This window comes from Pseudoalteromonas sp. 2CM28B (assembly GCF_023161935.1).
In genome coordinates this window covers 24,447-50,716 of sequence record NZ_JALNTH010000032.1, presented here as the reverse complement: position 1 = coordinate 50,716, position 26,270 = coordinate 24,447, and the positions used below count along the sequence as shown (strand labels likewise).

The window sequence follows — 26,270 nt, the reverse complement described above, 5'->3', positions numbered from 1 at the left end:
TAACCATGATCCGATTTAATCGCGCAATTTCTCCTTTTTCTGTACTAAGCTTTGACTTAGACGACACCTTATACGACAACCGCCCAATCATAACCGCAGCCGTTCAGGCACAAATTGATTATTTAAATGCGCTGCCAGGCTATAAAAAACAGGGGCCACAGTTTTGGCAACAATGCCGTGAGCGAGTTGTTCAACACCAACCTGAACTCATTGATAACGTCACTCAGTGGCGTAAACATACCCTACGCTTAGTTTTGTCTGAGCTTGGTTTTAAAGACGATGAAGTAGAGCATCATGCACACAGTGCTTATCAAGCATTTGCTGATGCGCGCAGTAATATTGAAGTGAGCGAAGACGTACTAACATTGCTCGATAAACTAAGCCAGCACTACAAATTAATTGCCATTACTAACGGTAATGTAGAGGTTGAGCGATTTAATTTAAAAGATAAGTTTGAACTGGTGCTGCAAGCTGGCTTGCACGGTAAGGCTAAACCACATACGACCTTATTTGATCAAGCTGCAACACATTTGCGTATTAACAACAGTGAAATTTTACACATAGGTGACAGCCTTGATAGCGATGTGCAAGGTGCTAATAACGCTGGCTGCCAGTCTGTGTGGTTAAATAATCAAGCACAAGCCTATGCCTACAAAGGACTTGCTGATATTGAAATAACCAACATTCATGCGTTAACCCACTTAATTGGTAAATAAACTATGCTTGTTTTATTGGCTCAATTGAATATAAATCAATCACAAGATAGGTTAGGGGTAATTACTTAACAATATCTTATAATAACAAGGACAGCGTATGACACTCACAAACTACTTAACAACGCTCGCGAATGAGCCTAAGAGCATTGGTTTTGCTGATACTATGGCCGTTATTGATGCGCATTATACTTTTACAGCGTGCAGTTTTAGTAACCATGGGTTATTGAGCTCTGCGAGTGAAAATAACGGTTCATGCAAAATTTTTGCGTTTGCTAAGCTCAATGGTATTAGTAAGCAAAATACATTAGATTGTTTTGGGGCATTTTATCGCGAAGACGTACTAAACAACCCAGATGCAGACGATCACATGAATATTCGCACTTTTATGTTAGCGCCTGAAGCCACCCCATTTTTAGGTATTACCTTTGATGGTACGCCATTAACAGCAAAAAATAACGCTCCAATCAGCGTTATTTAGCCACTATTAGCAGTTTTTCCATAAAGTAACGAGTGCCATTAAGTGGGTAATTATCAAGTTGATATTTAACTTGGTAACCCCGTTTTTCATAAAAAGGCTTGGCTTGAAAATCTAAGGTGTCAAGCTGAGCCTGAGCAGCGCCTTGTTCAATTGCTGCATTTTCAAGTGATGTTAATAACGAATCAGCCAAGCCATTGCCTCGTGCAGATTCATCGCACCATAACCAGCTTATTAGCAACCAGTTACCAAACACATGACCGCTTATGCCTGCAACTAACTCACCTTGTTTATCGAGATATTTAAAGCCAAGAGGTTGACGCTGTGCGTCGAAGTGCTGAGCATTAAACTCAAGCATGTGCGCGCGCAGTGCTTGATTTAATTGCTCAGAATTATCGGGATGTAATAGGTACATTGGATGATTCCAAATAAACCTATATTAGCAAATACCTGACATTAAAATAGGTTGTTTTGCCCAAAGGGCACTTCGAGCATATTACTGGAAATTTTTTCTGGTTGACCACACATTTCATCATAAGCACTGGTGTGCCTTAGCATCATTTGTGCATAGGCGATATCTTCAAAGCGTTTTTGAATATGTAATGGGCTTGGTGCCTTTACAAATTCACCATTACTTTCTTGTACGTAGTATTCAACATTATTTATGACAACAGACACTTGGTACAAGGCCATTTCCAGTGAATGAACAACCACTTTTTGTAATGGCTGATGCTTTTTTAGTTCTGAAAATTGAATACCCATAGTAACCTACCTACTGTTAAATTAACTGTCCAAGTAATCAATACGCAGCTTTGTTATAATCGCGATCAATATTTTTTAATTACACGGCATTATGGATACAAAAATTCGACTCGCTAAATACATTGCCCATGCCGGTGTTTGCTCACGAAAACAAGCGTCGCGCTTGATTGATGAAGGCGTTGTCATGGTTAATAATCGCCCCGCTAATCATATTGATCATGTGGACGAAAACGACCGTGTTATCGTTAATGGTCACGCCATTAAAGGCCCAGCCGATTTAGTGTACTTTGCCTATCACAAACCGGTAGGGATTGACTGTAAACTCAATCAGCACGACCCAAGCAGCCTTATTCATCATTTACCGCAACTAACACGGGTATACCCTATTGGTCGCCTTGATAAAGACTCACGCGGATTGCTTATTTTGACCAATGATGGAGATTTTTGTAACCAGCTGATCCATCCAGACTTTCATCAACCTAAACGCTATTTAGTCACCGTCAATAAACCATTAGACGCGCATTTTTGCGAAAAAATGGCTGCAGGCGTCCCTGTCGATAAGCAAATAACACGACCTTGTGAAGTAGTTAAAATAGCGAGTAATCAATTTAGTATTGTTTTAAAACAAGGGCTCAACAGACAAATTCGTAAAATGGCGCATTACTGTGGTTACAAAGTGATTGATTTATACCGCGTACAAATAAGTGAATTACTGTTAGACCATTTAAATTTACCTGAAAACCAGTTTATAAAAATTAATAAAAGCGACATTTTAGGCTAACAAGCTCACGCTACCCCCCCTCACTTTAATGCGATAAAAAATATAAAATAAACGTGCAAAAATAGATTACAAATGTAGTCTTAAATTAAAGATTACACTTGTAGGCAATAAAATGATCGAATTATCAAAAGCAGAATTTGAAGTGCTGGACGCACTCTGGATTAACTATCCCGCCACAGCCAGCCAAATTATTGAGCGTTTAAGTGACGATAAACAATGGCACGAAAAAACCATTAAAACCTTATTGGGTCGTTTAGTAAAAAAAGGCGCGCTTAGCTTTGAAAAAGACGGCCGCCAATATATTTACACCCCCTGTATAAAGCGTGCTGATTACACTTTAAAGGAGAGTAAGAACTTCATAGAGCGCTTTTTTAGTGGTCGTATTGCCCCCTTGGTAAGTGGCTTCGCTAAATCGGAGCAACTCTCTCAGCAAGATATAAACGAGCTTAAAAAAGTCATTGATGACTGGGAAAATAATCAAAAGTAAGGAGTTTGCATGGTAATTTAAATAGGATTTAATTGGCTCATTGAACAACAGCTATTATTAAGTCTGTTGTTTGCAGGGTTTGTTTTACTTGAGCGCTTTGGCTTAAAAACCCTTGGTTCACACTTTGTGTATAAATTAGCTTGGTTAATACCTGTATCAGTTCTGTTGGCTAATTTACCTAGTGCAATTAAGCCACTATAAAATAGCAGCATTAGTTACTATTTAATTACACCTAATCAGGTACTTACAAACGACTTGAGTGTTAGTTTGGCGCTACTGTATGTCATTATTACTACGGTCTTATTAATTGCCGCTGTTGTTACCCATACCCGATTTGTCAAAGGCCTACAGCTCACTGAATTAGCACGCTTTAAGCAAGTAACAGTAGGAGTACAAACTTATACCAGCGCTCAGGTGGCTACGCCCATGGTCATTGGTGTTTTTAATAGCAAACTGGTATTGCCGCACAATTATAATACTCTGTTTGATAAAGCTACATTGGCGCTTATTTTAGAGCACGAAAATGTGCATATAAAACGCAAAGATAACCTAACAAATGCGCTGCTATTACTGGCTACAATTTTAATGTGGTTTAACCCTTTAGCTTGGATGGCTTACGCAAGCTTTAGACGCTTACAAGAGCTGACTTGTGATGAACGGGTACTAAGCAATAAAACCACACAGCAACAAATTTTATACAGCAAAGCCTTAGTAAACTGCGCTGCAAATGCACCAGCGGGTCTGATGGCTTATTCTCGTTATAAACTGACGGCGATCATGCCAATAGCGGCTCCCATGCCTACCAGCCAAGTGATCGAGCGAATAATATCGAGGTTTAAATAATAAAAAGTACAAAATAAAATACGCGCTACAATATGCGTCATCGCTAAAGTTTCGGTTACGGCATTAACATTGTTTGTGCCTAATACAGCAGCCAAAGCAACGGCAAAAACCGCTAACGATTCAAAACAGTTTTGATGAGCAGCCAGCGCCCGTGCTCCGAGCCCTGTAAGTTGTGTTTGTTGTTGCCGCGGATGTTTATTATCGTAACCACCGAGCTTATTCATTTCTATAATAGCTGGGATCCTTGCAACATAAGGCATGATCACTGCAATTAAGGCGCAAACCAATAAAATCGTCATTATCATTCTCAAGTTATTATTTATGACCCAAAATAACACAGCAAATAGAAAAAAGCCGCCAAATATAAATAACCTGAGCTCTGGCGGCTAGCAGTAACATCCCTCACACTATAGCCGATTTAAGCAGTGCGTCACTGTGGCAAATTGTCGCAGGTGATGAATATTCATTATGCCTTTTTGATGGTCGCTTTCATGTCACAGTACTGCTAAATTACTCCTCCGCTTTTTTTGTATGTTATTTAAGATGATTTGGATTTTACTGACTATTTTTGCCGCATTTATGCAGTCATGGCGTAATGCGCTGCAAAGTAAATTAAGCGCTCATGTCAGCGTTGCTGGCGTTACTCTAGCCCGCTTTATTGTCGCAAGCCCTATTGCAGGTCTGTATTTATATGCGCTTTATTATTACCAAGATGCGCCTCTCCCTTCGTTTAACCCTTTATTTATTAGCTATATTATTGGAGCCAGCATAGTGCAAATTATTGCCACGGGGCTCATGGTGAAGTTGTTTAAAATGAACAATTTTGCAGTAGGCGCCGGCCTTGCTAAAAGCGAAGCGCTAATGGCGGCGATATTTGGGTTACTATTTTTTGGTTCGGCGCTTTCATTTTTAGGTTGGATTGGTGTATTTATTGGCGCACTCGCTGTATTGCTATTAAGCGGCATTGCGAATGTGAAACATTTTAGCTTAAAAACCGCCTTAACAGGGCTTGCCTGCGGTACTTCGTTTGCGTTGTCATCGTCATGGATCAGAGAAGCCAGTTTAAGCTCAGGTATAGCTTTTCCGTATGCGCCTGCATGGGTTTTATTGCTTGTTATTAGTTTACAAACACTGATGCTGTGTATTTATATTGCCTTAAAGGAACGCGATACATTTAAAACTATGTTTCAGCATAAGGGCATGACTTGTACGGTGAGTATATTTAGTTGCTTGGGATCAATAGGTTGGTTTAGCGCAATGAGCTTGCAACATGTTGCCTATGTAAAAACGCTCGGCCAGATAGAAGTATTTTTTACGATATTGATTGCTGTTTTATGGTTAAAACAACCGCTAAAACGCCAAGATAGCGCTGGGCTATTATTGATTGCAGTGGCTGCGATATTGGTAATGCTGCCGAGCAGCTAAAAAAGCGCAGGTATCAACCTGCGCTTGTTTAATCTAACAATTAATGACTAATTTTTAAGGTGATGACACCACAAATAATCATTAACACACCAGCAATACGGCCAAACGTGGCTGCATCACCGTAAAATAATATACCCACTAAAAACGTACCAGCAGCACCAATACCCGTCCATACTGCGTACGACGTGCCCATAGATATTTGCTTTTGCGCCAACCACAACATAAAGCCGCTCGCGACCATAAACGCAATGGCAATCGCTATGCCCTGCCAACGAGTTTCAGGGGTTTGAGAAATTTTTAACCCTATAGGCCAGCCAATCTCAAGTAACCCAGCAATAATTAAATACATCCACGCCATTAAATATCTCTCTTTTTCAATATCACTTCATACAAATCGTGACGGCGGTCTTTTAAGTTACGCACTGTCCCTTCACTGTGAAGAATTTTTAACTTATCCATATCTAAGTCGCTAAATAATAACATTTCTGTATTGGTGGTGGCTTCATTTAGTGTGGCATCGTGCGGAAATGAAAAGTCCGATGGGGTTAGTACCGCCGACTGTGAAAACTGCACATCTAAGCTTTCTACTTCAGGTAAGTTACCCACAGAGCCTGCAATAACCACATAACATTCGTTTTCAATGGCACGTGCTTGGGCACAATGGCGTACACGCAAGTAACTATTTTTAGTGTCAGTCCAAAATGGCACAAATAAAATATCCAAACCTTGGGTGGCCAAAATACGTGACAACTCAGGAAATTCGACATCATAACAAATTTGAATACCTACACGGCCTGCATCTGTATCGAATACAGCAATTTTATCACCGCCTTGGATCACCCAATCGTTTTGTTCATGCGGGGTAATATGAATTTTACGTTGCTCGTCTATTTTACCGCTGCGATGGCATAAATAACTAACGTTATATATTTTATCGTCTTCGGCAAGCGGCATTGAACCGGTAATAATGTTGGCGTTGTATTCTATCGCCATACGCGACATGGCGTTTTTAAAGGTCTCTGTGTATTCGGCTAAATACCGAATTGCCTCGGTTTGATTGCTTTGCTCGGTTAATCCCATCAGTGGCGCATTAAAAAACTCAGGGAATAAAATAAAATCGCTTTTGTAATCAGATACCGTATCAACAAAGTATTCAACTTGCTTAAGCATTTCTTCAACCGATTCAACACAGCGCATTTGCCACTGCACAGCCCCTACCCGTACGATTGATTTAGTTGACTCAATAACGGTGTCGGTTGGCTCATACATAATGTTATTCCACTCAAGTAATGTGGCATAACCTACTGATTCTTGATCCTCTGGAAGGTACTTTTTAAGTAAACGCTTTACCTGAAAATCGTTAGCCAATTGAAAGCTCAATATAGGATCGTATATCTCTTTTTGATCGACCTTAGCAATGTATTCCATCGGGGTCATTTCACTGCTGTGATTGTAATAACGCGGAATACGCCCACCCGCTAAAATAGCGCGTAAATTATACTGACGGCACAATTCTTTTCGCGCATCATATAAACGGCGTCCTAAACGCATGCCACGGTATTGCTCACTAATAGCAACATCCAAACCGTATAAAGCATCCCCTGTGGTGTCGCTAAATACACGGTCGTGGCCATCGGCAATATCTTCATAGGTATGCGGGTTTGAAAAACGTGCATAATCCACTTGGACACTCAGCGCTAAACCCACCAGCACGCCATCATCAACAATACCAATTTGCCCTTCAGGGAACTGATCGATGAGTCTAAAAATAGTATGGCTTGGCCATGCTCCGCCTAGGTCGGGGTAAGCTTCGTCCATCAAGGTTTTAATTTGTGGGTATTGTTCTCGGGTTAAGTTACAAATTTCAAGATGGGTTTTTTCTGCCGACATACGCAACTCCTTGGGGCATGTAAGAATCAAAAAAGCTGAACACATGCTCAGCTTTATTAGGTTTATGCGTTTTTATTCGCGCTTTGCGCTACTTTAAACTGCGATAAAAAAGTGTGGTTACGCGCTCTTTAGGTAACCAATTTGCATATTCAAGGCCAAGTTCTGATAATGGATCGGCTTTGAGGACTTGCTCTAAACTGGCATCGTTTTGCATAGCATTAAGCATAACATCTTTCGCTTTTTGTACCAGCTTACGATACGTCATTAGCCCTGAACGGTCGCTTATCGGGCCATGCCCTGGAATAACGGTTGTTTTTTCATCAATTTGTTTAATCACATCATCAACCGCCGCTAAAACACCATTAACACTACCGCCACTATCTACATCAACAAAAGGTAAGCTTCCAAAGTTAAAATATATATCGCCCATGTGCACTATGTTGTCGTTACTAAAAAAGATAACCGAGTCGCCATCTGTGTGTGCATTTGAGTAGTGCACAACATGCGCATGCTCATTGTTAAAGTGCAGTTTTAAATCATGGCCAAAACTAATACGCGGTAAGTAATCAGAACCCTCACCATGTTTTTCTTTTAAGCGTTTGTGCACATTGTCGTGAGCAATCACATGTGCGCCCGCTTTGGCAAAGTTCTCGTTACCCCCAGTATGGTCACCATGATGGTGTGTGTTAATTACAAACTCGGCACTGCCTGGCTTTAATTCGCTAATGGTTTTTTTAATATCGTCGGAAAGCTTGGCAAACTGATCGTCAATAATATAAATACCATCATCCCCCACGCTTGCGGCAATGTTACCGCCTTGGCCAAATAACACGTAAACATGTTCACTTAATTGTGTAGCCGTAACAGGGTTTTCATCCGCAAATGCATGATTGCTTAACAGTAAACTGGTGATTAATGCCGGTAGTAATTTTTTCATTTTTGTTTTCCTATAGTTGCTTTATCTGGGTTATAAAACGTTATTACTACTTATTTAGCTCACTTTGCATCCAAGGCTAGTCGTTCATTGGTGTAATTTCAATTTGATGCATTAATGCTTGCGGTAATAATGGCGTGTGCTTACCTTTTACATATTCATCAAAGCCAGCTCGGTAAAATTCAGAAAGTGGGTGCCCTGATTGCCCACCCGGAATCGTTAAAATAGCATTCTTTAAGTGCCCAGGCTGAACAATAAAACGCTGTGATGCGCCAAAACTACGTTTTTGCACCGCTGGCATATAACTGTCACCAAACCCGGGCGCTGTTGGCATGTTAAGTAACTTACTTAGTATGGGCATTTGTTTAGCAAACGGGTGCTCAATCGCTAATTCGTTTACTTTTCCCCACTGCCAGTTTTGTATGTTACTACCAAACCGTGATGTTAACTGCGTGAGTGTTTGCTCAAAGGCACCCTGTAATTGCTGCTCCCAATTAGTAAACTGCGGATTAACCCAACTTGTTGGCTGAGCCTTTATTAACTGCCAAACAGCAGGCTCTAAATCACGTTTCACATATTTTAATGTGCCATCTTGCTGGTTGAGTGTTGTCTCAATACTGCTAAATAGAATATTAATCAGTTCATCACGATACGTCTTTACTAAGGTATACCCTATTGATTGCGGGCAAGCGCATTGCTGCCAGTTTTCGAGGGCATTTATATGATCTTTATAGCGCGTGGGCTGCTTTTTTAACTGCTCAAGCAATAAGGCATGCCAAGGCATTAAAAATCGTGCTTGGTTATCTAACTGCAACTGATAAAAATCACTTTCATTAAAGCGTTGTTTTTCAAATAACCTATCGCGAATTTGCGTTGCACGGGCTCCAAGCGCATAGCCGCCATTACCAAAACGGACGTTATCATCAGCAGATACCACTCGAGAATTACCTGTCCATAATCGCCCGTTTTCAGGATTTTTAATAAAAGGTCGATCGATTTCGTTTTGCTGCCAAAGCGCAGAGTAATCTTCTTCTTTTACGGCTAATTCATTGGGTGTTGTTCGCGCAGGTATGCCGCCCATATTTTTCCATGCTGCATTTCCTTGGTCATCGACCACCAGCAGGTTTTGCACAGGAATGCCTACGTCACTTGCAATATCAAGCGCATCATCAACAGTCTGTGCTTGCTCAAGCTGTAATAGCTGCATATTAACGGCGTATGGTTGATGTGCAGCCCAGCTCAGTGCGTAAGGCTTTTCATTGATGTATTTTACCGGACCGTATTCACTGAGCGTAAGGGAGTAACTTTCTACTTTGCCACTGGGTAATGCAATAGACTCATCTACTTGCCACATTTTGCTATCGCTATTAAGCGCAATCCAATCGGCGGTATCTAAATACCCGTTGGTAAACCCCCATGCAACGTTGTTATTTGTGCCTACTACAATCGCCGGCGCTCCCGGAAGCGAGACACCCGTTACCTGCATGGGTTTATTATTTAATGAATAGTTTAATTGGGCTCGATACCAAATAACCGGCACAGCCATTGATAAATGCATATCATCAGAGAGCATCGCAGCCTGAGTGTTGGTTAAATTTGAGGTGACAGCCCAATTATTACTACCCACTTCCAAGTTAGCGGTAATGGGTTTAATCGCGGTGGTTGGTTGCGATAAAAGTTCGGGGATTGGGTTATGCAAAAGAGCGAGCTGGCTGCCATCCAATGCGGCTTGATATTGGCTAGGCTGAGTTAAAAAACTTACCATTTCAGCCCCGTACTGCTGCTCTATTTGAATTAAAGCTTGGTCGCGCTCAAATGTAGATGACTGTAAATCAAGGTACATGCTAAAAATAACTAGTAAACTGTCTTCACTTTGCCAAGGCTTTTGCTCAGCCCCCGTGAGTAAATATTCAAAACTGGGGTACCCTACTTGTGCAAGGCCTTCATTTACACCTTGGGCATAACTGCGTAGCAGCTGTTTGTCGGCCTTCGGAAGGGTTTTTAAAATAGCTTGGCTGCGTTTACGTAATTGGTGAAAACGCATTTTTTTATCAAGCCCAAGCGCGGATTCACCAAATAGCTCGCTTAGCTCACCTGCGGCATTACGTCTAAGTAAATCCATTTGAAAAAAGCGGTCTTGCCCGTGAGCATAACCTAAGCCATAGGCAGCATCGTGGCGAGTTGCTGCAGTAATAACAGCTTGGCCAAGCGTATCACGAGCGACTTTAACTGGCTGCGTTACCGCATCGCTTCGGCCTTTGCCATCAAGGGTAGGTAAACTTAGAGTCAACACGCCGTAAACAATTGCAGTACTGGCGAGCGCTAAAATCACAACAATTAATAGCAACCGTTTGATTACTTTAAACATAAACATACCCTTCAACTTTTTCAATAAACTATTATTAGCATATATTCATATTCATTCTATTAAAAACACTACGAAAAGCGGGTAAAGGGTGAAATAAACATCAAAATCCACGATAATACACAGTTCATGTATTGTGCAGACCTAGTTGAGATCAAAATGACTGAAAAAACATTTATTAAAGGTAAAGACCGCGATTTAGAATCGTCTATCTCTACCATGCAAAACAAGCTAAAAGCGCTAAATATTAATATTGAAGAAGCGCTGTGGCTTAACCCTGTAGCAAACTGTTATTCAGTTCATATAAAAGATAGCGACTGCGGTGTGATGTTTACTAATGGTAAAGGTGCCACTGATAAAGCCTCTATCGCCTCTGCGCTAGGTGAATATTTTGAGCGTTTAAGCTGTAACTACTTTTTTGCTGATTTTTACTTAGGCGAAGAGTTTGCCAATGATGACTTTACTCATTACCCAAACGAGAAATGGTTTAAAGTTGAAAACGATGAAATACCACAGGGTATTATGGATGAAAGCTTATGGGATTATTTTGACCCAGAGCGTGAATTAACCGCATCACACCTTTATGACTTTAACTCTGGCAATTTTGAACGTGGTATTTGTTCTGTACCGTACACTCGTCAGCGCGACAACCAAGACATTTATATTCCGGTGAATGTGATTGGTAATATTTTTGTTTCTAATGGCATGAGTGCCGGTAATACTAAATTTGAAGCCCGTGTTCAGGGGTTATCTGAAGTATTTGAGCGCGCTATTAAAAACCGCATTATTGCCGAAGGTATCAGCTTACCAATCGTGCCTGAAGAGGTGGTAAAACAATACCCTAAAATTCATGAAGCCTGTGAAGAGCTGCGTAGCCATGGCTTCCATTTACGCATTGCGGATGCATCACTAGGCGGTAAATACCCAGTAATGAGCGTCACGCTTATAAACCCTGTTGATGGGTCAGTATTTGCCTCTTTTGGTGCTCACCCTTCATTTGAAGTAGCGCTAGAGCGTACCGTTACCGAATTACTGCAAGGTCGTCGCCTAGATCAACTTGACGTATTCCAACCTGCTACATTTGATAACGACGAAGTCGCTACTCCTGAGAACATTGAACTGCACTTTATTGATTCAAGCGGTTTAATTTCACATGACTTTTTCCGCTCTGAAGCAGATTTTGAATTTGTACATTGGGACTTTAGTGGTTCAACTGAGCAAGAATACAACTTCTGTACTGATTTAATTCATAGCATGGGTCACGATATCTATATTATGGATTACACCCACTTAAACGTGTATGCATGTCGTATTTTAGTTCCTGGTATGTCAGACATTTATCCTGTAGATGAGCTAATTTGGCGCAACAATAATGAAGGCGCTAAATTCCGCGAAGACTTCTTATCGCTTGATCAGTACGATAGCAAACAATGGATGGAAATTTACGACAACCTCGAAGAAGCAGGTCACAGCGATATTATTCGCGCAGCTGAATTCATTGGCTTAGCAACCGACGCCGATACACCTTGGCACACACTACGCATTGGTGAGCTTAAAGCACATTTATGCTTAGCGGCGGGTAATGAAGAAGCTATTGACTGGGTTGATTGGATTTTGCATACCGGCCAAGTAAACGACGAAGCGATGCGTCACTTTCGTTGCTTAAAAGCAATCCTTGAAATTAAATATGATGACGAGCGCGAATATGCAAGTTATCAAGATGCATTAGGTTTAATGTTTGGTAGCGACAATGTCACGCTTGCTATTGAAATTGCTGAAGGTCGTAAATTATTTAACGGCTTAACTTTCCCAGGCTTATCGCTTGAGGGCTTTAAAAAGCATGCAGCACTTCTTGATGGTTACCGCAAATTACACGTTGCAAAGCAACAACATTGGGCGCGCGAAATTAGCGACTCATAACCACACCTAAACTACTAATTATAAAAATAAAATGGCGCACTTTTAACTGCGCCATTTTTATTTCTTCGATAAATTGACTATAGTTAGCCAGTCTTGATTAACAACTTAATTACATTCTATGTCCCCGCAGCGCAAAAACAAACGCACCCGAATTAATAACGCTAAGCTGGCTTTTTTATTATCGCTGGTGTTGATAATCACTATCAGCTTGGTGCTTGATCACGTCAATTATCACCGTGAGAAAGATGCTTATCGATTACGCACTCTGTCGCAGGTAAGTACCTATAGAGCACAACTTGAAGCTGTATTAGTGTCTAATATTCAACTCATTCGTGGCTTAGCTATTGCTGTTGCCGCTGAGCCAAACTTAGATCAAACTCGCTTTGAACAAATTGCAGCTCCCCTTTTTGAAACCTCAAATGAGCTACGTAACATTGGCGCGGCGCCAGACATGGTAATAAAAATGACCCATCCGATTAAAGGTAACGAAAAAGCGATAGGCCTTAATTTTTTGGAAAATAAAGCACAGCGCGAAGATGCCATTAAAGCAAGAGACACGAATACGATCGTGATGGCAGGTCCACTTCAGCTTATCCAAGGCAACGAAGCTTTGATTGCGCGCGTACCAGTATACTTGCCAGAAAATAACGCCTTTTGGGGATTGCTCTCAGTGGTACTCGATATAGAAAAAGTTTATGAAAATTCGGGGATCATTGAACTACAGCAAAATTATAATATAGCAATACAAGGACGTAATGGATTAGGTAAGCAAGGTGGTTTTTTTTTCGGTGACCCCTCTATTACTGATCAAGACCCTCTAGAATTTACTTTAAACTTTAAAGGAGGTGCTTGGCAGCTTTATGTTATACCCAAGCAAGGCTGGCAACCAGTGAGTTCTTCGGTCTGGCCTTTACGGTTCATTATTTTAACCGTGTTAGGCTTGCTCATTTCTGCCTTTTTGTTTTATCTAAAAATACTCAACCGTGAACAAGAAAGCGAAAGAATGCTTGAGGTGATGAGTAATTTAGCACAAGTCGGTGCATGGTCGTTTAACTTAGAAAAAAAACACGTGTTTTGGTCAGATATGACTAAAAAAATACTTGAATACCCATTAGATGAGCAACCAAAATGGTCAGAAAATTTAAACTATTTTAAAGAAGGTGAAAGTAGAGAAAAAATCGCTAAACTGGTTGAAAGAGCAATTAAGCATGGTGAAAGTTACGAAACTGAGCTTGAAGTGATCAATGCAAATGGTCAGCCTGTATGGGCACTTGTTCACGGTGAAGCTGAACATAAAAATGGCCGTTGTATAAGAATATTTGGTTCATTACAAAATATTGATGCCCGTAAAAAAGTAGAATTAGAAAATCGTAAAATTGCTCGTTTTAACGAAACCTTGGCCTCCTTAACGGTGAGTGATGAAATATTAAATGGCAAACTAAGCCAATCTAAAGAATTAATCACGCAGTCTATTTGCCAAGCCCTTGAGGTAAACTGCGCCAGTATAAAATTGTTTAACCAACAAAGAACCCAGCTAATTCAATTTGCGAGTTTTAATCGTTCAGGTAGCGAAAATAATATTCCGTGGCTGCAAGAAACTATTCCTGACTTTTTTACCGCAATAGAACGAAAAGCGATATTTTGTGTTGATAATGCTCAACAACATCCCTACTTAGCCCCCATCAAAGAAAGCTACCTTCAACCGTTTTCAGTCAAGGCGATGCTGTGTGTTCTTATTCCTGCAAGCAGTGGCTCTATTGGAATAGTATGTGCTGAGCAAGATATAGTTAGAACATGGAGCCATAATGAAGAAAGCTTTTTAATTGCTGTAGGGGCTTTAATTGGCAGCCTTTACGCTAGCCAACAACGTATAGAAACAGAGGCACAACTAGTCAGGGCAAAAGAAGCCGCAGAACAAGCTGTGATTGCAAAAAGTGAGTTTTTAGCCAGTATGAGCCATGAAATTCGCACACCCATGAATGGGGTGTTGGGAATGCTTAATATTGTTAAAGCAACCCAATTAGATCAACAACAAAAGCGTCATATTAAACTTGCGCAATCATCTGCAGAGTCATTATTAGAAATTATTAATGATATTTTAGACTTTTCTAAAATAGAGGCTGGCAAGTTAGACATTGAAAATATTCAATTTAATTTACCTCACTTACTGGGTGAAGTGGTTGAGTCATTTGCATTAAGAGCCGAGCAAAATAACACCACGTTAATTTTGGATGCAACACATATCACTAGCAGCGAATTTATTAGCGATCCAAATAGATTACGTCAAATTTTAAGTAACTTAATTGGTAATGCCGTTAAATTCACCCAAAACGGTGAAATATTGATAACCGCTAAAATTGCCCACACACTTGACGCCACAGTTTTAGAATGTGCAATCGCTGACTCAGGTATAGGAATCAGCGCAGAAAAACAGCCCCATTTATTTGATTCATTTACTCAAGCAGACACATCAACCACACGCCAATATGGTGGCACAGGCCTGGGTCTTGCTATTGTCAAGCAGCTGTGTGAGCTCATGGGTGGCGAAGTGAATGTGAGCAGTACACCAAATAAAGGCAGTACATTTTCCTTTTTTATAAAGATAACCCCTCAATTAGTTCAACAGCACGAAGCATATCAAGCAATTAAAAATAAGCGTATTTGGGTTATTGATGATTGCTTACTTAATACCACTATTGCCAAAAAACAATTAACTCGCTGGGGGGCTAAGGTCAGCACGATCTGCGATTACCTGTCTATAAGTGCCTACATTAATAGCCATGAAGATACCCCACCAAACATTGTGCTTGTTGACAGTGCTTTATTTGAACCATTATACGAAGCTCAAGCACTCGCACTTAAGCAGTTTTTAACAAAAAGTAATAGCCATTTAATTATTATGGCTCCCATGAGTTATACAAATAAAAGTGCCACATTTTTAACCGAAGAAACCCTCGTATTTAAACCACTCACCCCTCTTGATTTACAAAATGCGCTGACTGCAAAAAGCTCTATCGAGCAAACACACGTTGGTACACAACTAAAGTCGCTTGCTGCCACTGAGGTTATGACAGATACACTGGCGGCGCATGTTTTATTAGTAGAAGATAATAAAATTAACCAAGTTGTTACCGCTGCTTTTTTAAAACAGTTGAACGTGACATTTGAGATTGCTGAAAATGGTGCTGAGGCAATTGAAAAGTTGAATCAAAACCCAGCTAACACTTATCAATTAATATTAATGGATTGCCAAATGCCTACGATGGATGGCTATCAAGCAACTATTGCCATCAGAGAAGGCAAAGCAGGCAAGGTAAATAAAAACATAACAATAATAGCGCTTACCGCAAACGCAATGCAGGGTGATAAAGACAAATGTTTGGCCACTGGTATGGATGACTATTTAACTAAACCCCTCAATGCCACAACTCTTCATTCTAAGCTCCAGCAATGGCTTACAAGCAAATAACAGTGTAAGCTAAAAATAGGATTTATTAGGTGAGATAAGGTATGCAATTGCAATTATCAATGGAGCAACAACGCGTTATTGGTTGTTTATTAGAAAAACAAAGCACAACACCTGAGCACTACCCTTTATCGTTAAATGCATTAACAAATGCCTGTAATCAAAAATCGAATCGCGCGCCAGTTGTTAATTATACAGAAGAGCAAGTTCAAATAACCGTTGATGAGTTAATCAGTATGCGATTAGTCACTGTAAATGAAGGGCTGTCTGGGCGAGTTAATAAATACGATCATCGTTTTTGTAATACTGAGTTTAGTCACCTGCAATTTGATCAACAGCAAAGGGCGATTATTTGTTTATTATTATTGCGAGGCGCACAAACACCTGGCGAATTAAAAACACGTAGTAGCCGCCTTGCCGACTTTGCTCGTATTGATGATGTTGAAAAGTCACTTGAACAACTAATTCAAAGCAATCATGTTAAAAAGATGCCGCGCGAATCAGGTAAACGGGATTGTCGATATATTCATTTATTTGCAGATCAATCATCTGTGAACGAGGCTTCACTTGAGGCACAAACACACACTGATGATATAAAAAACACTGAGCTAAATGACTTACTTGCAGAAATTGATGAGCTAAAAGCCCAGCTTAAACAAATAAAAGCTCACTTAGGGCTTTAATTCATAAATATGAAATCACATAATAGTTGTTCTATGTAGAGCGTAAAAATTATTTAACTAAAGGAGCGGGCCATGCGCGCCGAGATTATGGCTGAAATGAAAGTTCAGCCTTCGATTGATGTAAACGCTGAAATTAAACGCCGAGTGGATTTTATTAAAGCACGTTTAAAAGCGGCATATTCAACCTCACTTGTACTAGGGATCAGTGGTGGTGTAGATTCAACGACCTGTGGCCGTTTGTGTCAACTTGCTATTGATGAGCTAAACCAAGAACACCCTGACACTCATTATCAATTTATTGCTGTGCGCCTACCTTATGGCGTTCAAGCTGATGAAAGTGAAGCGCAAATGGCGGTTGATTTCATTAAGCCGAGCACCCGCATGACGGTAAACATTAAACCCGCAACCGATGCACTGCATGAGCAGACAATGGCAACTCTCGCGGGTACCGAACAAACACTCCCTTCGCAAGATAAAATCGATTTTATTAAAGGTAATGTCAAAGCTCGCCAACGCATGATTGCGCAATATGAAATAGCCGGCTTTTGCCAAGGCTTAGTGGTCGGTACCGATCATAGTGCTGAAAATATTACTGGTTTTTACACTAAATTTGGTGATGGTGCATGCGATTTGGCTCCTTTATTTGGCCTATCAAAACGCCAAGTTCGTGCATTAGCAACCACATTGGGTGCGCCTGCGTTTTTAGTTGAGAAAGCACCAACAGCGGATTTAGAAAGTGATAGACCAGGACTAACAGACGAAGAAGCACTTGGCTTAAGTTATGAAGAAATTGATGACTTTTTAGAAGGTAAAGCAGTTTCAAGTTATGTAGAAGAAACGCTAATTGCAATTTACCAGCGCACGCAACATAAGCGCCAGCCTATTCCAACAATATACGATGCTTTTTAAATCAATATTATGAGCGTGATTTAACTGATCGAGCCGCTTGTATTTTACGTAAACATGACGTGAAAATAAGTGGCTTAAATTTTTAAACGTTAACCTTAACGCTTGCCAACAGAGAGTTTTATATTTTATGACCCCCCCTATTTTGATTACTGGTGCAGCACAACGTATAGGGCTTGCGCTGGCAAAGCACTTTATAGCCCAAGGGCAAGCGGTCATTATTACTTATCGGACCCGTCATGAGGCTGTTGATTCGTTGGAACAACAAGGGGTTACCTGTCTTTATGCTGACTTTAGTACTGATGAGGGCATTAATACTTTTATTACGTTGCTTAAATCACACACTGACTCACTCAGGGCAGTTATTCATAATGCATCAAGCTGGGACTGTGAAGCTAACAACCCTCACTTTGAGCAGCTGTTTGACAATATGATGCGCATTCATGCAAAAACACCGTACTTGGTAAACTTACATTGCGCAGATTTACTATTAAATTATCAGGCGTCGCATGCTAAACCCGCTGACATTATTCATTTGACTGATTATGTAGTGGAAACAGGCAGTCCAAAGCATCTTGCTTATGCGGCCAGTAAAGCCGCACTGGATAACTTAACTAAATCATTTAGCGCTAAATACGCACCTAACATAAAAGTGAATTCAGTCGCGCCATCATTAATTATTTTTAACCAACATGATGATGAGCAGTACCGCGCTAAAACTTTAAAAAAATCATTAATGGGTATCGAACCTGGATGCCAAGAAATTATCAATAGTATAGACCTACTACTGAACAGCCATTACATCACAGGGCGTGCTTTACCTGTTGATGGTGGTCGCCATCTTAAGTAAGTCATCTAATAAAACTGAGAAACTTATGCATAACGAATTAAAAGAAAGCTATCAAAAAATTATAACTGCTGTAGGTGAAGACGCTGAACGTGAAGGGTTACTTGATACCCCAAAACGCGCTGCAAAAGCGATGGAGTACCTTACTCAAGGATATCGTCAAACGCTTAACGAAATCACGAACAATGCGGTATTCACCTCTGACGCTGACGACATGGTATTGATACAAGATATCGAGCTTTACTCTATGTGTGAACATCATTTACTCCCTTTTATTGGCCGTTGTCATATTGCTTATATCCCTGATGGCAAAGTATTAGGCTTATCTAAGTTTGCGCGTATTGTTGATATGTTTTCGCGCCGTTTTCAAATTCAAGAACAGCTTACCCATCAAATTGCAAAAGCGGTTGAGGAAGTAACCGGTGCAAAAGGTGTGGGTGTAATTGTTGAAGCAAAACACATGTGTATGATGATGCGTGGTGTAGAAAAGCAAAACTCAAGCATGCGTACCTCGGTAATGCTAGGAAACTTTAGAGCCGATCCGAAAACACGTAATGAGTTTTTACAGCTGATCAAAGGATAATGTATGGCAAACGCAATTATTAATGTAACTAATTTACGACTACGCACATTTATAGGTTTTAATCCTGATGAGCGTGAAAAAAAACAAGATGTGGTCATTAACCTTGAAATTCACTACCCTGCTGATCAAGCTTGTGAAACAGATGAAGTAGACCAAGCACTTAACTACAAAGTGATTACTAAAGAGGTGATTAGCTTAGTGGAGCAAGGACACTTTTTATTGTTAGAAAAACTAGTTGCTGAAATTCTTGCTGTTTGCCACTCACACCCAAGTGTTAATTATGCTAAGGCTCGAGTAGATAAACCTCATGCGTTGCGCTTTGCCGATTCGGTTTCTTTAACCCTCGACTGGCACAAATAATCCAACGGCAAGGGCTATTACCGCTAAATAACGTAACCCCTTGCCGAGCGTTACCAGCACTAAAAATGTAGTAAAGCGAACTTTAAACACGCCGCCAATAACGGTTAGTGGGTCGCCAACGATGGGCAGCCAAGCAAACAACAGGCTATAAACACCATATTTATTAAACTGCTGTTGTGCTTTTTTAAGCCCTTTTTCAGATACTGGAAACCATTTTTTATCTTTAAAACGCAATGCCTGCGTCCCTAACCAATAGTTAACACAACTGCCCAGAACATTACCCAAGGTTGCTGCAAACCAAATCAGCCATAAGTTAGTATTGCCTTGCATGATCATGCCACCCATCAATACTTCAGACGAGCTAGGTAATAACGTGGCAGATATAAATGCTGTAAAAAATAATGTTATATAGAGCATTTTTTCCTTATGACTAAAAACTAAACCCAGCAATTAGCTGGGTTTGACGATTTTTTAACTTAAACCAAAGCGCTGAATAATAAAAACAGTTATTTTATCAAATTTAAGCTAAGGGGATAATTAAACTCTTTGCCATCGTTGGCTTTCACGCTTGCGATAACCACCATCACAAATGAAAAAATAGCCACCATAGGTAACAGTAGTAAACCAACCGCTGCAAAAATTAGTAAAAAACAAACAAAATAAGCTATAGCCATAGTAATTTGAAAATTAAGGGCTTTTTTTCCATGTATATCAACAATTGGCATTTCATCTTTTTTAATTAACCAGATAATAAGAGGGCCGAGTACCGACCCAAATGGCACAATAAACCCCGCTAATGCACTTAAATGACATAGCATTGCCCAGGTGCGGTCATCTTTATTGACGACTTTAATCTCTTGATTTTGTTCCATTACACTCTCCCTTCTCGTTTTTATTTTGCGCTAAAATGATATTCACACTCATTAGCCACCTTAATGTAAATGCTTATTTATCCAATGCAAAGCATTTGTGTATATTTAAAAATAAAAAAGCGCAGCAAATAGCTGCGCTTATTGATATTGCCAGACCAGTTACTTATTCACACCTGCTAAATCAAGCATAAAAGCATAATTTAAGGCAGTATCTTCTAAGCGTTTGAAGCGACCTGATGCACCTCCGTGCCCTGCTTCCATATCGATTTTAAACAGTAGCTTATTATCATCTGTTTTGTAATCTCGCAGCTTAGCCACCCACTTTGCAGGCTCAAAATATTGTACCTGTGAATCATGTAAGCCAGTAGTAACTAACATATTTGGGTAATCTTGCTTACTGACCTGATCATAAGGTGAATACGATAACATATACTCATAGTATTCTTTCTCGTTAGGGTTACCCCACTCACCGTATTCGTTGGTTGTAAGTGGAATACTTGCATCAAGCATCGTGGTCACTACATCAACAAATGGAACTGCTGCCACCATACCTTTATACAACTCAGGAGCTTGGTTTGCCACAGCCCCCATTAACAAGCCACCCGCACTGCCACCTTGAGCAAATATTTTATCTTTTGCACCATACTTTTGCTCAACCAATGCCTTGGTAACATCTACAAAGTCGTTAAAGGTGTTCTTTTTAGTCAGTAGTTTACCGTCCTCATACCAAGGGCGACCTAGCATTTGTGAACCACGAATATGCGCAATGGCAAATACAAAACCCCGATCGAGCAAACTTAAGCGAGCGCTAGAAAAGGTAGGATCCATGGTCGCGCCATACGAGCCATAACCATATTGTAGCAGCGGATTAGTCCCCTCTTTTTTAAACATGTCTTTGCGATAGACTAGGCTTACCGGTACTTTAATACCATCTCGTGCAGTGACAAAAATTCGCTCTGATGCGTAATTATCTGCACTAAAATCACCGAGTACTTTTTGTTGTTTAAGTAATGTTTTATTGCCAGTAGCTAAATTAACATCATACGATGAAGCGGGTGTTGTCATACTGGTATAATACACACGTAATGTATCGCTATTTAAATCATTGTTACCGTAGGTGCTAATTGTATAAGCACTGTCGTTAAAACTAAGCGGTATCTCTTTACCCGTGGTTAAGTTACGAGCAATAATAGTCGACTGACCCATTTCACGCTGCTGATACACTAAGTAGTCGTTAAATAAGTCGATGCCTTCTAATTTTATATTATCGCGGGCAGGGATCACACTTTGCCAATTTGCTTTATCACCGGCTTTATCAATATCAACTTTCATAAGCTGAAAGTTAACCGCATTTAAATTAGTGACAATGTAGTAAGTATTACCCAGCTTAGAAATTCCATACTCCAGATCCGCTTCACGTTCAATCAAGCGTTTTGGCATAGCCTTAACATCATCAGCACTTAAAACCGATACACCTGACGCAGTTGTACTGCTGTGCCAAATATAAATTTCTGAATCGTCTTTGCTTTTGCTAATACCCATGTAATAACTGGTATCTGTTTCTTCATAAACCAGCTCATCATCGCTTTGTGGTGTACCGAGCGTATGACGATAAACTTGGTAACCTAGTAAAGTTTGTAAATCTTTTTTTATGTAATAAAGCGTTTTGTTGTCGTTTGCCCAAACAACACTGCCATTCGTACCTTTAAGCGTATCTTCGAGTAATTTACCAGTGCTTAAGTCTTTTATTTTTATATTATAAATACGACGACTTACGGTATCTTCACCATATGCCATTAAATTGCCGTTTGGACTTACATCTAAACCACTTACGGCATAATAATCATGTTCCTTAGCTAGCTCGTTTACATCTAAAATAACCTGCTGGTCAGTGCCTGCAAAATCACTACTACGTACATAAGTTGCGTATTCGTTATCACCGCGAGTTTGTGATGAATAATAATAGTCACCGTTTTTAACTGGCACTGAATCATCGTCTTTTTGAATTCGCCCTTTCAGCTCTTCAAATAACTTAGTTTGTAACGTTTTTGTATGCGCAAGCATTGTATCTGTATAAGCATTTTCAGCCTCAAGGTAACTAATTACCTCAGGATCTTTTCGCTCATCATCACGCATCCAATAATAATTATCGATACGCGTGTCGCCATGAATAGACATTTCATATGGTACTTTTTTAGCAACCGGCGGCATTACTGCGATTTGAGTAGCTGCGTTTTCAATTTTTGCTGATTGCTCAACGTCAGGAGCTTTGTTGCATCCCCCTAAAATAGCTAAGGAAATAAAAGTAAGAACAAATGGGGTATGTTTCATTGATTGGAATCTCTGTAAGTTTTTATTTTTATTAAATATACCTAATATTTAATAACACGGAGATTTAGTTTGTGAAGCTATGTAAAAAGGGAGCCGAAGCTCCCTTTAAATAACATTTAAGTTAATACACTACTTTTGCTTACGACGACGCATAAAGGCAAACGGCGCTACAAGTAATGTTAACCAAGCTAACGAACCTGAAGAGCTTTTCTTAGTAGGCTCTGGAGTAACAACTACAGGTGGTACTACTTTAGTAACGGTTATTGTTACCATTGCAGGCTCTGACACATTACCACGAACATCAATCGCAACAACTTCCATTTCTGCAGATGTATCACCCGCTAATAAAGTGGTATCTGCAACCACAATTTGACCTTCTGCATCAACAGCAAGACCAAGGTTTGTATTAGATTGAACATAGTACTCTGAAATAGCTAAGTCTAAGTCTGATTCTTCAATAGTAAGCGCACCTACTACAGTTCCATCAGCTGCATCTTCAGAAACACTAAACTCACCACCAACCAGCATTGGAGCTTCAACGTCTGGTAACTCTAGGTCTTCAGCTGCCATTACTTTAATAATGTTAGTACCTGAACCTTGCGATAATGCAAACGGGCCGCTTGCAGAAACAACCGCTTTCTCACCAGGTTTAAGTGAAGAAATTGCTTCACCTGTCTCATAAGAGGTCATTTCAACTGCTGGTTGTACGCCAAATACTGTTGAACCTGTTACGCTGTCTGTTTCACTGTAAACACCAGTTTGGTAACTAGGGTAGCCTACCGATACTTTGAAGTTCATTTGCTCACCAAGAAGCGAAGCATCAATATTCATTAACTCTGAACAACCTGAGAAAGTAACTGTGTCTTCACCTGCAGCATGGAAAAGCGGCGTACCCCATTGCCATGCATCATTACCAGCGCCATCAGTTGTACCAATTAATGTGCGGCTACGACCTGGGAATGCAGTTGTGCGACCACGGTCATTTAAGTTTTGCATGAACTGATCAGATACACCGTCATTGTTGGTATCTATTTCAATTCTATAACCCGCTTGGAAAGTATGAGTTAACGGATCTCGTAGTTGTATTGATGACGTAATATAAATTCCTGAATCACAGAAATCTGCATTGAATGCAGAGAATGTAGTAGACAGGATATTAAATTCAGCATCTTCAACTGATTTTTCTGTCCCCATTGCAACAATACTTTCAGCTTGTGGAGAAATTTCAGTTTGACCTGTATTTTCAATAACCAATGCCATTTCATTGTTAACAATTTCAGGTGAGTAGCTCAACTGAGTCGCAGCTTTTGGCATTGCATGATAAACAACATGTAAATCGTGATCGCCATCTGTAGATGCATCATCAAATACTAACGCACCATCAAACTCTACTGATGTTAATGCAGCACTTCTTGCTGCAATATCCTCTTCACTGAATGGATTTTCTAATTCCCATGCAGGTAATTTACTTGGATCAACCGTCATTGTAATATCAAAGTTAATCGCTTGACCTGCCGGTACTGTTATAGATTCAGGGAAATCCCAACTAACTGCGCCCGTATCAATATCATTTTGGTAGCGCGCTTCTGTGCGAAGATTATAAGTTTTTGCATCTGCAGAGAAGTTCTTAACTGTCACTGTTTTAGTAATTGAACCTGTTTCCGCTAAACTTACTAAACCATAAGATAGTGCAGCTTGTTTTGTGTCAAACTCACTATTATGGACCCATGCAGCAACTGGCAAGTTAGCCGCCTTAGTCACATCAACTAAACCAGCACCTATCATACTAATTGGCGCAAGCTCTGAATCAGGATTAATAGCTAGAGGCTCATTTGTTACGTTTAAGTTTGCTGCATTCATGATTGTTGCTTTAATCTCAAACGCATTACGCTCAGGATGCGCTTCACGGATCATTGCAACAGCGCCTGCTGTAATTGGGCCAGAGAAAGATGTGCCTGAAACAGGGTTTGTGCCTGTTTGCGTGCCTGCTGCTGCTACATCAATGCTCGTACCTGGCGCTGTAATTTCTGGTTTTAATAACCCATCCATAGAAGGACCACGAGATGAGAATGTTGCAACCGCACCTGCCGTTGTTTTAATTTCAACGCTAATATCAAATGTTGCAGGGCCGCCAGCTGCTAATTGTGCTTTTAAAGCAGCGCCTGCAGCAAAATTAATACCTACGTTTTTAATAGTTACGTCCGCATCAGAACCACCCATAGGTGCTGGGGTACCATCGTCGGTATTATTCGCGATCATTACAAACTCGGCACCATTTGCTTGTGCATTCAATACTTTTTGCGTAAAGGCACATGCACCACGGTCGATTAATACTGCTTTGCCTGTAAAGTCAACATCTGCAGCAAATTCAGTACAACCATCCTGGTTTGTATCAGGATAAACTAATTCAATATCTGCACCTGAAATAGCAAAATCTTCTTGAGGACCAAAACCTGATGCCTGGATATTACCTTCAACGCCAGCAACAGTACCTGATGCCACACCGATTTCAGTTGTTGGGTGAGTCATAGCGCCAACAGATAGTGCGTTAGGTGTAGTACTTGGACCACCAACACGGAACGGATTATCACCATCGTTACCAGCAGAAATAACCATATTCACACCTAAATCAACTGCACGTTGAACTAAGTACTGTGTACCACCACCCGTGTAAGTGTCACCAAATTCACCACCAAGAGACATATTCATTACATCAACACGGTCTGAAATATCGCCATCACCGTTAGGATCCATTGCAGCTTCTAGAGCAGCCGCTTGTGCATCGCCAGGACAACCGCCGCCACATACTGAGTAAGCGTAAAGTTCAACGTCAGGCGCAATACCATTTACAGAGTTTGCAGAAGATGTACCGTGATTAGTTGGATCACCCGTTGATGGCGAGTTAGCGGCATCATTTTCAATAGGGTCGGCATCATCACGTATAAAGTCGTAACCACCTTGTACAATGCCTTGTGGCCATGCAACTGATGTTGGATCTGCCTGTGCGGCTAGGTAAGCTTCAACAGTGCCTGCGCCACCGAAAGCAGCATGAGTGTAATCGATACCCGTATCAAGTACAGCAACACGCTGACCTTTACCACTTGCAATACCATCAGTAATTAACGGCTTGGCATTAATATATTCTGAACTGGCTGCAACATGTAACTCACGATCGAACATTGGTAAAACTTTAGCAACACGATCATCTTTTGCAATTTTTGCTAACGCTTCAGGGGTTGCTTGAACAATTAACGTTGGCGCTAAAATTTTAGTTTTGCCAATTACCTTAGCATTAAAATCTAGGCTGCTAAGCTCAAGCGCCATTATGTCCTGTAGCTGCTCAACCTGAGCCGTTACTTCACGGTTAGATGATACTTGGTAGGTTCCAGCAGCAACTGCATCAACTGAGGTTTTTGCTTTTAAAACAATCATGTGGGCTGAAGGCGCTTTTTTATCAGCTGCCAATTCTTTTATTTGCTCTACTTGCTTGTTAGTCATTGTAGTATTTGGCAAAGTCGCAGCATTGGCAAATGTTGCCACAAATGCACCCGATACAGCTGTCGCGATTGCTGTTCTTTTAATTATATTATTAGACATCGTTTCCCCTAGGATAGTTTATGTATT

General features: G+C 40.4%; 23 protein-coding genes and 1 pseudogene. 13 read left to right on the top strand and 11 right to left on the bottom strand.

All coding sequences use genetic code 11. The features are described from left to right. The first annotated feature begins 5 nt into the window (after positions 1-5). Both MTN96_RS28355 and MTN96_RS28350 read left to right on the top strand, forming a co-directional pair. The gene (locus MTN96_RS28355) at positions 6-716 is read left to right on the top strand and encodes an HAD-IA family hydrolase (RefSeq protein WP_013463723.1); all 711 of its coding nucleotides are present in this window, start codon (positions 6-8) and stop codon (positions 714-716) included. A 97-nt stretch (positions 717-813) separates the two neighbouring features. Continuing rightward, positions 814-1,194, top strand: a complete 381-nt coding sequence (locus MTN96_RS28350; RefSeq protein WP_069438761.1) for a HopJ type III effector protein — start codon at positions 814-816, stop codon at positions 1,192-1,194. On the opposite strand, the gene MTN96_RS28345 is transcribed toward MTN96_RS28350, so the two are convergent. Continuing rightward, a complete protein-coding gene (locus MTN96_RS28345; RefSeq protein WP_069438760.1) occupies positions 1,187-1,606 on the bottom strand; it encodes a GNAT family N-acetyltransferase in 420 nt (139 codons plus the stop codon). The two genes, MTN96_RS28350 and MTN96_RS28345, sit on opposite strands and share 8 nt — an antisense overlap. A gap of 41 nt (positions 1,607-1,647) precedes the next feature. Further along, positions 1,648-1,953 carry a DUF6482 family protein gene (locus tag MTN96_RS28340; protein WP_036980836.1) on the bottom strand — a complete coding sequence of 102 codons (306 nt, stop codon included), beginning with the start codon at positions 1,951-1,953 and terminating at the stop codon, positions 1,648-1,650. 91 nt (positions 1,954-2,044) lie between these two features. On the opposite strand from MTN96_RS28340, the gene MTN96_RS28335 reads away from it, so the two are divergent. The 3 genes and pseudogenes from MTN96_RS28335 to MTN96_RS28325 form a co-directional block, all read left to right on the top strand. After that, positions 2,045-2,734: a pseudouridine synthase gene (locus MTN96_RS28335; RefSeq protein WP_069438759.1), complete on the top strand. Its 690-nt coding sequence runs from the start codon at positions 2,045-2,047 to the stop codon at positions 2,732-2,734. Between the two features lie 112 nt (positions 2,735-2,846). Next, positions 2,847-3,221 carry a BlaI/MecI/CopY family transcriptional regulator gene (locus MTN96_RS28330; protein ID WP_036980833.1) on the top strand — a complete coding sequence of 125 codons (375 nt, stop codon included), beginning with the start codon at positions 2,847-2,849 and terminating at the stop codon, positions 3,219-3,221. A gap of 21 nt (positions 3,222-3,242) precedes the next feature. Then, positions 3,243-3,983 (top strand): annotated as a pseudogene (locus MTN96_RS28325) (M56 family metallopeptidase); the annotation flags it as partial. On the opposite strand, the gene MTN96_RS28320 reads toward MTN96_RS28325, so the two are convergent. After that, the gene (locus tag MTN96_RS28320; RefSeq protein WP_033103663.1) at positions 3,980-4,363 is read right to left on the bottom strand and encodes an MAPEG family protein; all 384 of its coding nucleotides are present in this window, start codon (positions 4,361-4,363) and stop codon (positions 3,980-3,982) included. The pseudogene MTN96_RS28325 and the gene MTN96_RS28320 overlap by 4 nt on opposite strands. Positions 4,364-4,607: 244 nt before the next feature. Here MTN96_RS28320 and MTN96_RS28315 point away from each other — a divergent pair, with 244 nt between their 5' ends. Continuing rightward, complete coding sequence (locus tag MTN96_RS28315; RefSeq protein WP_083238633.1) at positions 4,608-5,489, top strand: DMT family transporter; 882 nt, start codon at positions 4,608-4,610, stop codon at positions 5,487-5,489. 40 nt (positions 5,490-5,529) lie between these two features. On the opposite strand, the gene MTN96_RS28310 is transcribed toward MTN96_RS28315, so the two are convergent. The 4 genes from MTN96_RS28310 to MTN96_RS28295 all read right to left on the bottom strand — a co-directional run bounded on the left by MTN96_RS28310 (position 5,530) and on the right by MTN96_RS28295 (position 10,681). Continuing rightward, entirely contained in the window at positions 5,530-5,847 is a 318-nt protein-coding gene (locus MTN96_RS28310) for a multidrug efflux SMR transporter (RefSeq protein ID WP_010392612.1), read from the bottom strand. Beyond that, a complete protein-coding gene (locus MTN96_RS28305; RefSeq protein WP_069438758.1) occupies positions 5,847-7,379 on the bottom strand; it encodes a bifunctional GNAT family N-acetyltransferase/carbon-nitrogen hydrolase family protein in 1,533 nt (510 codons plus the stop codon). Before MTN96_RS28305 ends, MTN96_RS28310 begins: the two co-directional genes overlap by 1 nt. Before the next feature lie 88 nt (positions 7,380-7,467). Then, the gene (locus MTN96_RS28300; protein WP_036980826.1) at positions 7,468-8,316 is read right to left on the bottom strand and encodes an MBL fold metallo-hydrolase; all 849 of its coding nucleotides are present in this window, start codon (positions 8,314-8,316) and stop codon (positions 7,468-7,470) included. Between the two features lie 76 nt (positions 8,317-8,392). After that, entirely contained in the window at positions 8,393-10,681 is a 2,289-nt protein-coding gene (locus MTN96_RS28295; RefSeq protein ID WP_069438757.1) for a penicillin acylase family protein, read from the bottom strand. A 156-nt stretch (positions 10,682-10,837) separates the two neighbouring features. Here MTN96_RS28295 and ycaO point away from each other — a divergent pair, with 156 nt between their 5' ends. From ycaO to folX, 7 genes are all read left to right on the top strand, one after another. Then, positions 10,838-12,598, top strand: a complete 1,761-nt coding sequence (gene ycaO / locus MTN96_RS28290) for a 30S ribosomal protein S12 methylthiotransferase accessory factor YcaO (RefSeq protein WP_036980823.1) — start codon at positions 10,838-10,840, stop codon at positions 12,596-12,598. Positions 12,599-12,716: 118 nt separating this feature from the next. Beyond that, positions 12,717-16,067, top strand: coding sequence for an ATP-binding protein (locus MTN96_RS28285; protein WP_248533572.1), 3,351 nt, complete (start codon positions 12,717-12,719; stop codon positions 16,065-16,067). Positions 16,068-16,114: 47 nt separating this feature from the next. Continuing rightward, positions 16,115-16,747 (top strand): YceH family protein, encoded by a 633-nt coding sequence (locus MTN96_RS28280; protein WP_175416126.1) that lies wholly within the window; start codon positions 16,115-16,117, stop codon positions 16,745-16,747. A gap of 72 nt (positions 16,748-16,819) precedes the next feature. Further along, complete coding sequence (gene nadE / locus MTN96_RS28275) at positions 16,820-17,656, top strand: ammonia-dependent NAD(+) synthetase (protein ID WP_036980816.1); 837 nt, start codon at positions 16,820-16,822, stop codon at positions 17,654-17,656. A gap of 127 nt (positions 17,657-17,783) precedes the next feature. Further along, complete coding sequence (gene folM, locus MTN96_RS28270) at positions 17,784-18,503, top strand: dihydromonapterin reductase (protein WP_013463706.1); 720 nt, start codon at positions 17,784-17,786, stop codon at positions 18,501-18,503. Positions 18,504-18,528: 25 nt separating this feature from the next. Beyond that, positions 18,529-19,083, top strand: a complete 555-nt coding sequence (gene folE / locus MTN96_RS28265; RefSeq protein WP_008108996.1) for a GTP cyclohydrolase I FolE — start codon at positions 18,529-18,531, stop codon at positions 19,081-19,083. Between the two features lie 3 nt (positions 19,084-19,086). Further along, positions 19,087-19,443: a dihydroneopterin triphosphate 2'-epimerase gene (gene folX, locus MTN96_RS28260; protein WP_013463705.1), complete on the top strand. Its 357-nt coding sequence runs from the start codon at positions 19,087-19,089 to the stop codon at positions 19,441-19,443. Here folX and MTN96_RS28255 read toward each other — a convergent pair. The 4 genes from MTN96_RS28255 to MTN96_RS28240 form a co-directional block, all read right to left on the bottom strand. After that, a complete protein-coding gene (locus MTN96_RS28255) occupies positions 19,420-19,860 on the bottom strand; it encodes a YqaA family protein (protein ID WP_013463704.1) in 441 nt (146 codons plus the stop codon). The genes folX and MTN96_RS28255 overlap by 24 nt on opposite strands. A gap of 89 nt (positions 19,861-19,949) precedes the next feature. After that, positions 19,950-20,315 (bottom strand): DUF4870 domain-containing protein, encoded by a 366-nt coding sequence (locus MTN96_RS28250; RefSeq protein ID WP_010392586.1) that lies wholly within the window; start codon positions 20,313-20,315, stop codon positions 19,950-19,952. Positions 20,316-20,474: 159 nt separating this feature from the next. Next, positions 20,475-22,646, bottom strand: coding sequence for a S9 family peptidase (locus MTN96_RS28245; RefSeq protein WP_069438754.1), 2,172 nt, complete (start codon positions 22,644-22,646; stop codon positions 20,475-20,477). A gap of 129 nt (positions 22,647-22,775) precedes the next feature. Beyond that, complete coding sequence (locus tag MTN96_RS28240) at positions 22,776-26,243, bottom strand: S8 family serine peptidase (protein WP_069438753.1); 3,468 nt, start codon at positions 26,241-26,243, stop codon at positions 22,776-22,778. Between the last annotated feature and the right edge of the window lie 27 nt (positions 26,244-26,270).

Bases quoted from the DNA above. Each gene is read 5' to 3' on its own strand.
- nadE (WP_036980816.1), top strand. From the start codon at position 16,820: ATGCGCGCCGAGATTATGGCTGAAATGAAAGTTCAGCCTTCGATTGAT.
- MTN96_RS28330 (WP_036980833.1), top strand. From the start codon at position 2,847: ATGATCGAATTATCAAAAGCAGAATTTGAAGTGCTGGACGCACTCTGG.
- MTN96_RS28255 (WP_013463704.1), bottom strand. From the start codon at position 19,860: ATGCTCTATATAACATTATTTTTTACAGCATTTATATCTGCCACGTTA.
- MTN96_RS28240 (WP_069438753.1), bottom strand. From the start codon at position 26,243: ATGTCTAATAATATAATTAAAAGAACAGCAATCGCGACAGCTGTATCG.
- MTN96_RS28340 (WP_036980836.1), bottom strand. From the start codon at position 1,953: ATGGGTATTCAATTTTCAGAACTAAAAAAGCATCAGCCATTACAAAAA.
- folM (WP_013463706.1), top strand. From the start codon at position 17,784: ATGACCCCCCCTATTTTGATTACTGGTGCAGCACAACGTATAGGGCTT.
- folE (WP_008108996.1), top strand. From the start codon at position 18,529: ATGCATAACGAATTAAAAGAAAGCTATCAAAAAATTATAACTGCTGTA.
- MTN96_RS28335 (WP_069438759.1), top strand. From the start codon at position 2,045: ATGGATACAAAAATTCGACTCGCTAAATACATTGCCCATGCCGGTGTT.
- ycaO (WP_036980823.1), top strand. From the start codon at position 10,838: ATGACTGAAAAAACATTTATTAAAGGTAAAGACCGCGATTTAGAATCG.
- MTN96_RS28285 (WP_248533572.1), top strand. From the start codon at position 12,717: ATGTCCCCGCAGCGCAAAAACAAACGCACCCGAATTAATAACGCTAAG.
- folX (WP_013463705.1), top strand. From the start codon at position 19,087: ATGGCAAACGCAATTATTAATGTAACTAATTTACGACTACGCACATTT.
- MTN96_RS28250 (WP_010392586.1), bottom strand. From the start codon at position 20,315: ATGGAACAAAATCAAGAGATTAAAGTCGTCAATAAAGATGACCGCACC.
- MTN96_RS28345 (WP_069438760.1), bottom strand. From the start codon at position 1,606: ATGTACCTATTACATCCCGATAATTCTGAGCAATTAAATCAAGCACTG.
- MTN96_RS28295 (WP_069438757.1), bottom strand. From the start codon at position 10,681: ATGTTTAAAGTAATCAAACGGTTGCTATTAATTGTTGTGATTTTAGCG.
- MTN96_RS28320 (WP_033103663.1), bottom strand. From the start codon at position 4,363: ATGACGATTTTATTGGTTTGCGCCTTAATTGCAGTGATCATGCCTTAT.
- MTN96_RS28350 (WP_069438761.1), top strand. From the start codon at position 814: ATGACACTCACAAACTACTTAACAACGCTCGCGAATGAGCCTAAGAGC.
- MTN96_RS28305 (WP_069438758.1), bottom strand. From the start codon at position 7,379: ATGTCGGCAGAAAAAACCCATCTTGAAATTTGTAACTTAACCCGAGAA.
- MTN96_RS28310 (WP_010392612.1), bottom strand. From the start codon at position 5,847: ATGGCGTGGATGTATTTAATTATTGCTGGGTTACTTGAGATTGGCTGG.
- MTN96_RS28355 (WP_013463723.1), top strand. From the start codon at position 6: ATGATCCGATTTAATCGCGCAATTTCTCCTTTTTCTGTACTAAGCTTT.
- MTN96_RS28300 (WP_036980826.1), bottom strand. From the start codon at position 8,316: ATGAAAAAATTACTACCGGCATTAATCACCAGTTTACTGTTAAGCAAT.
- MTN96_RS28315 (WP_083238633.1), top strand. From the start codon at position 4,608: ATGATTTGGATTTTACTGACTATTTTTGCCGCATTTATGCAGTCATGG.
- MTN96_RS28245 (WP_069438754.1), bottom strand. From the start codon at position 22,646: ATGAAACATACCCCATTTGTTCTTACTTTTATTTCCTTAGCTATTTTA.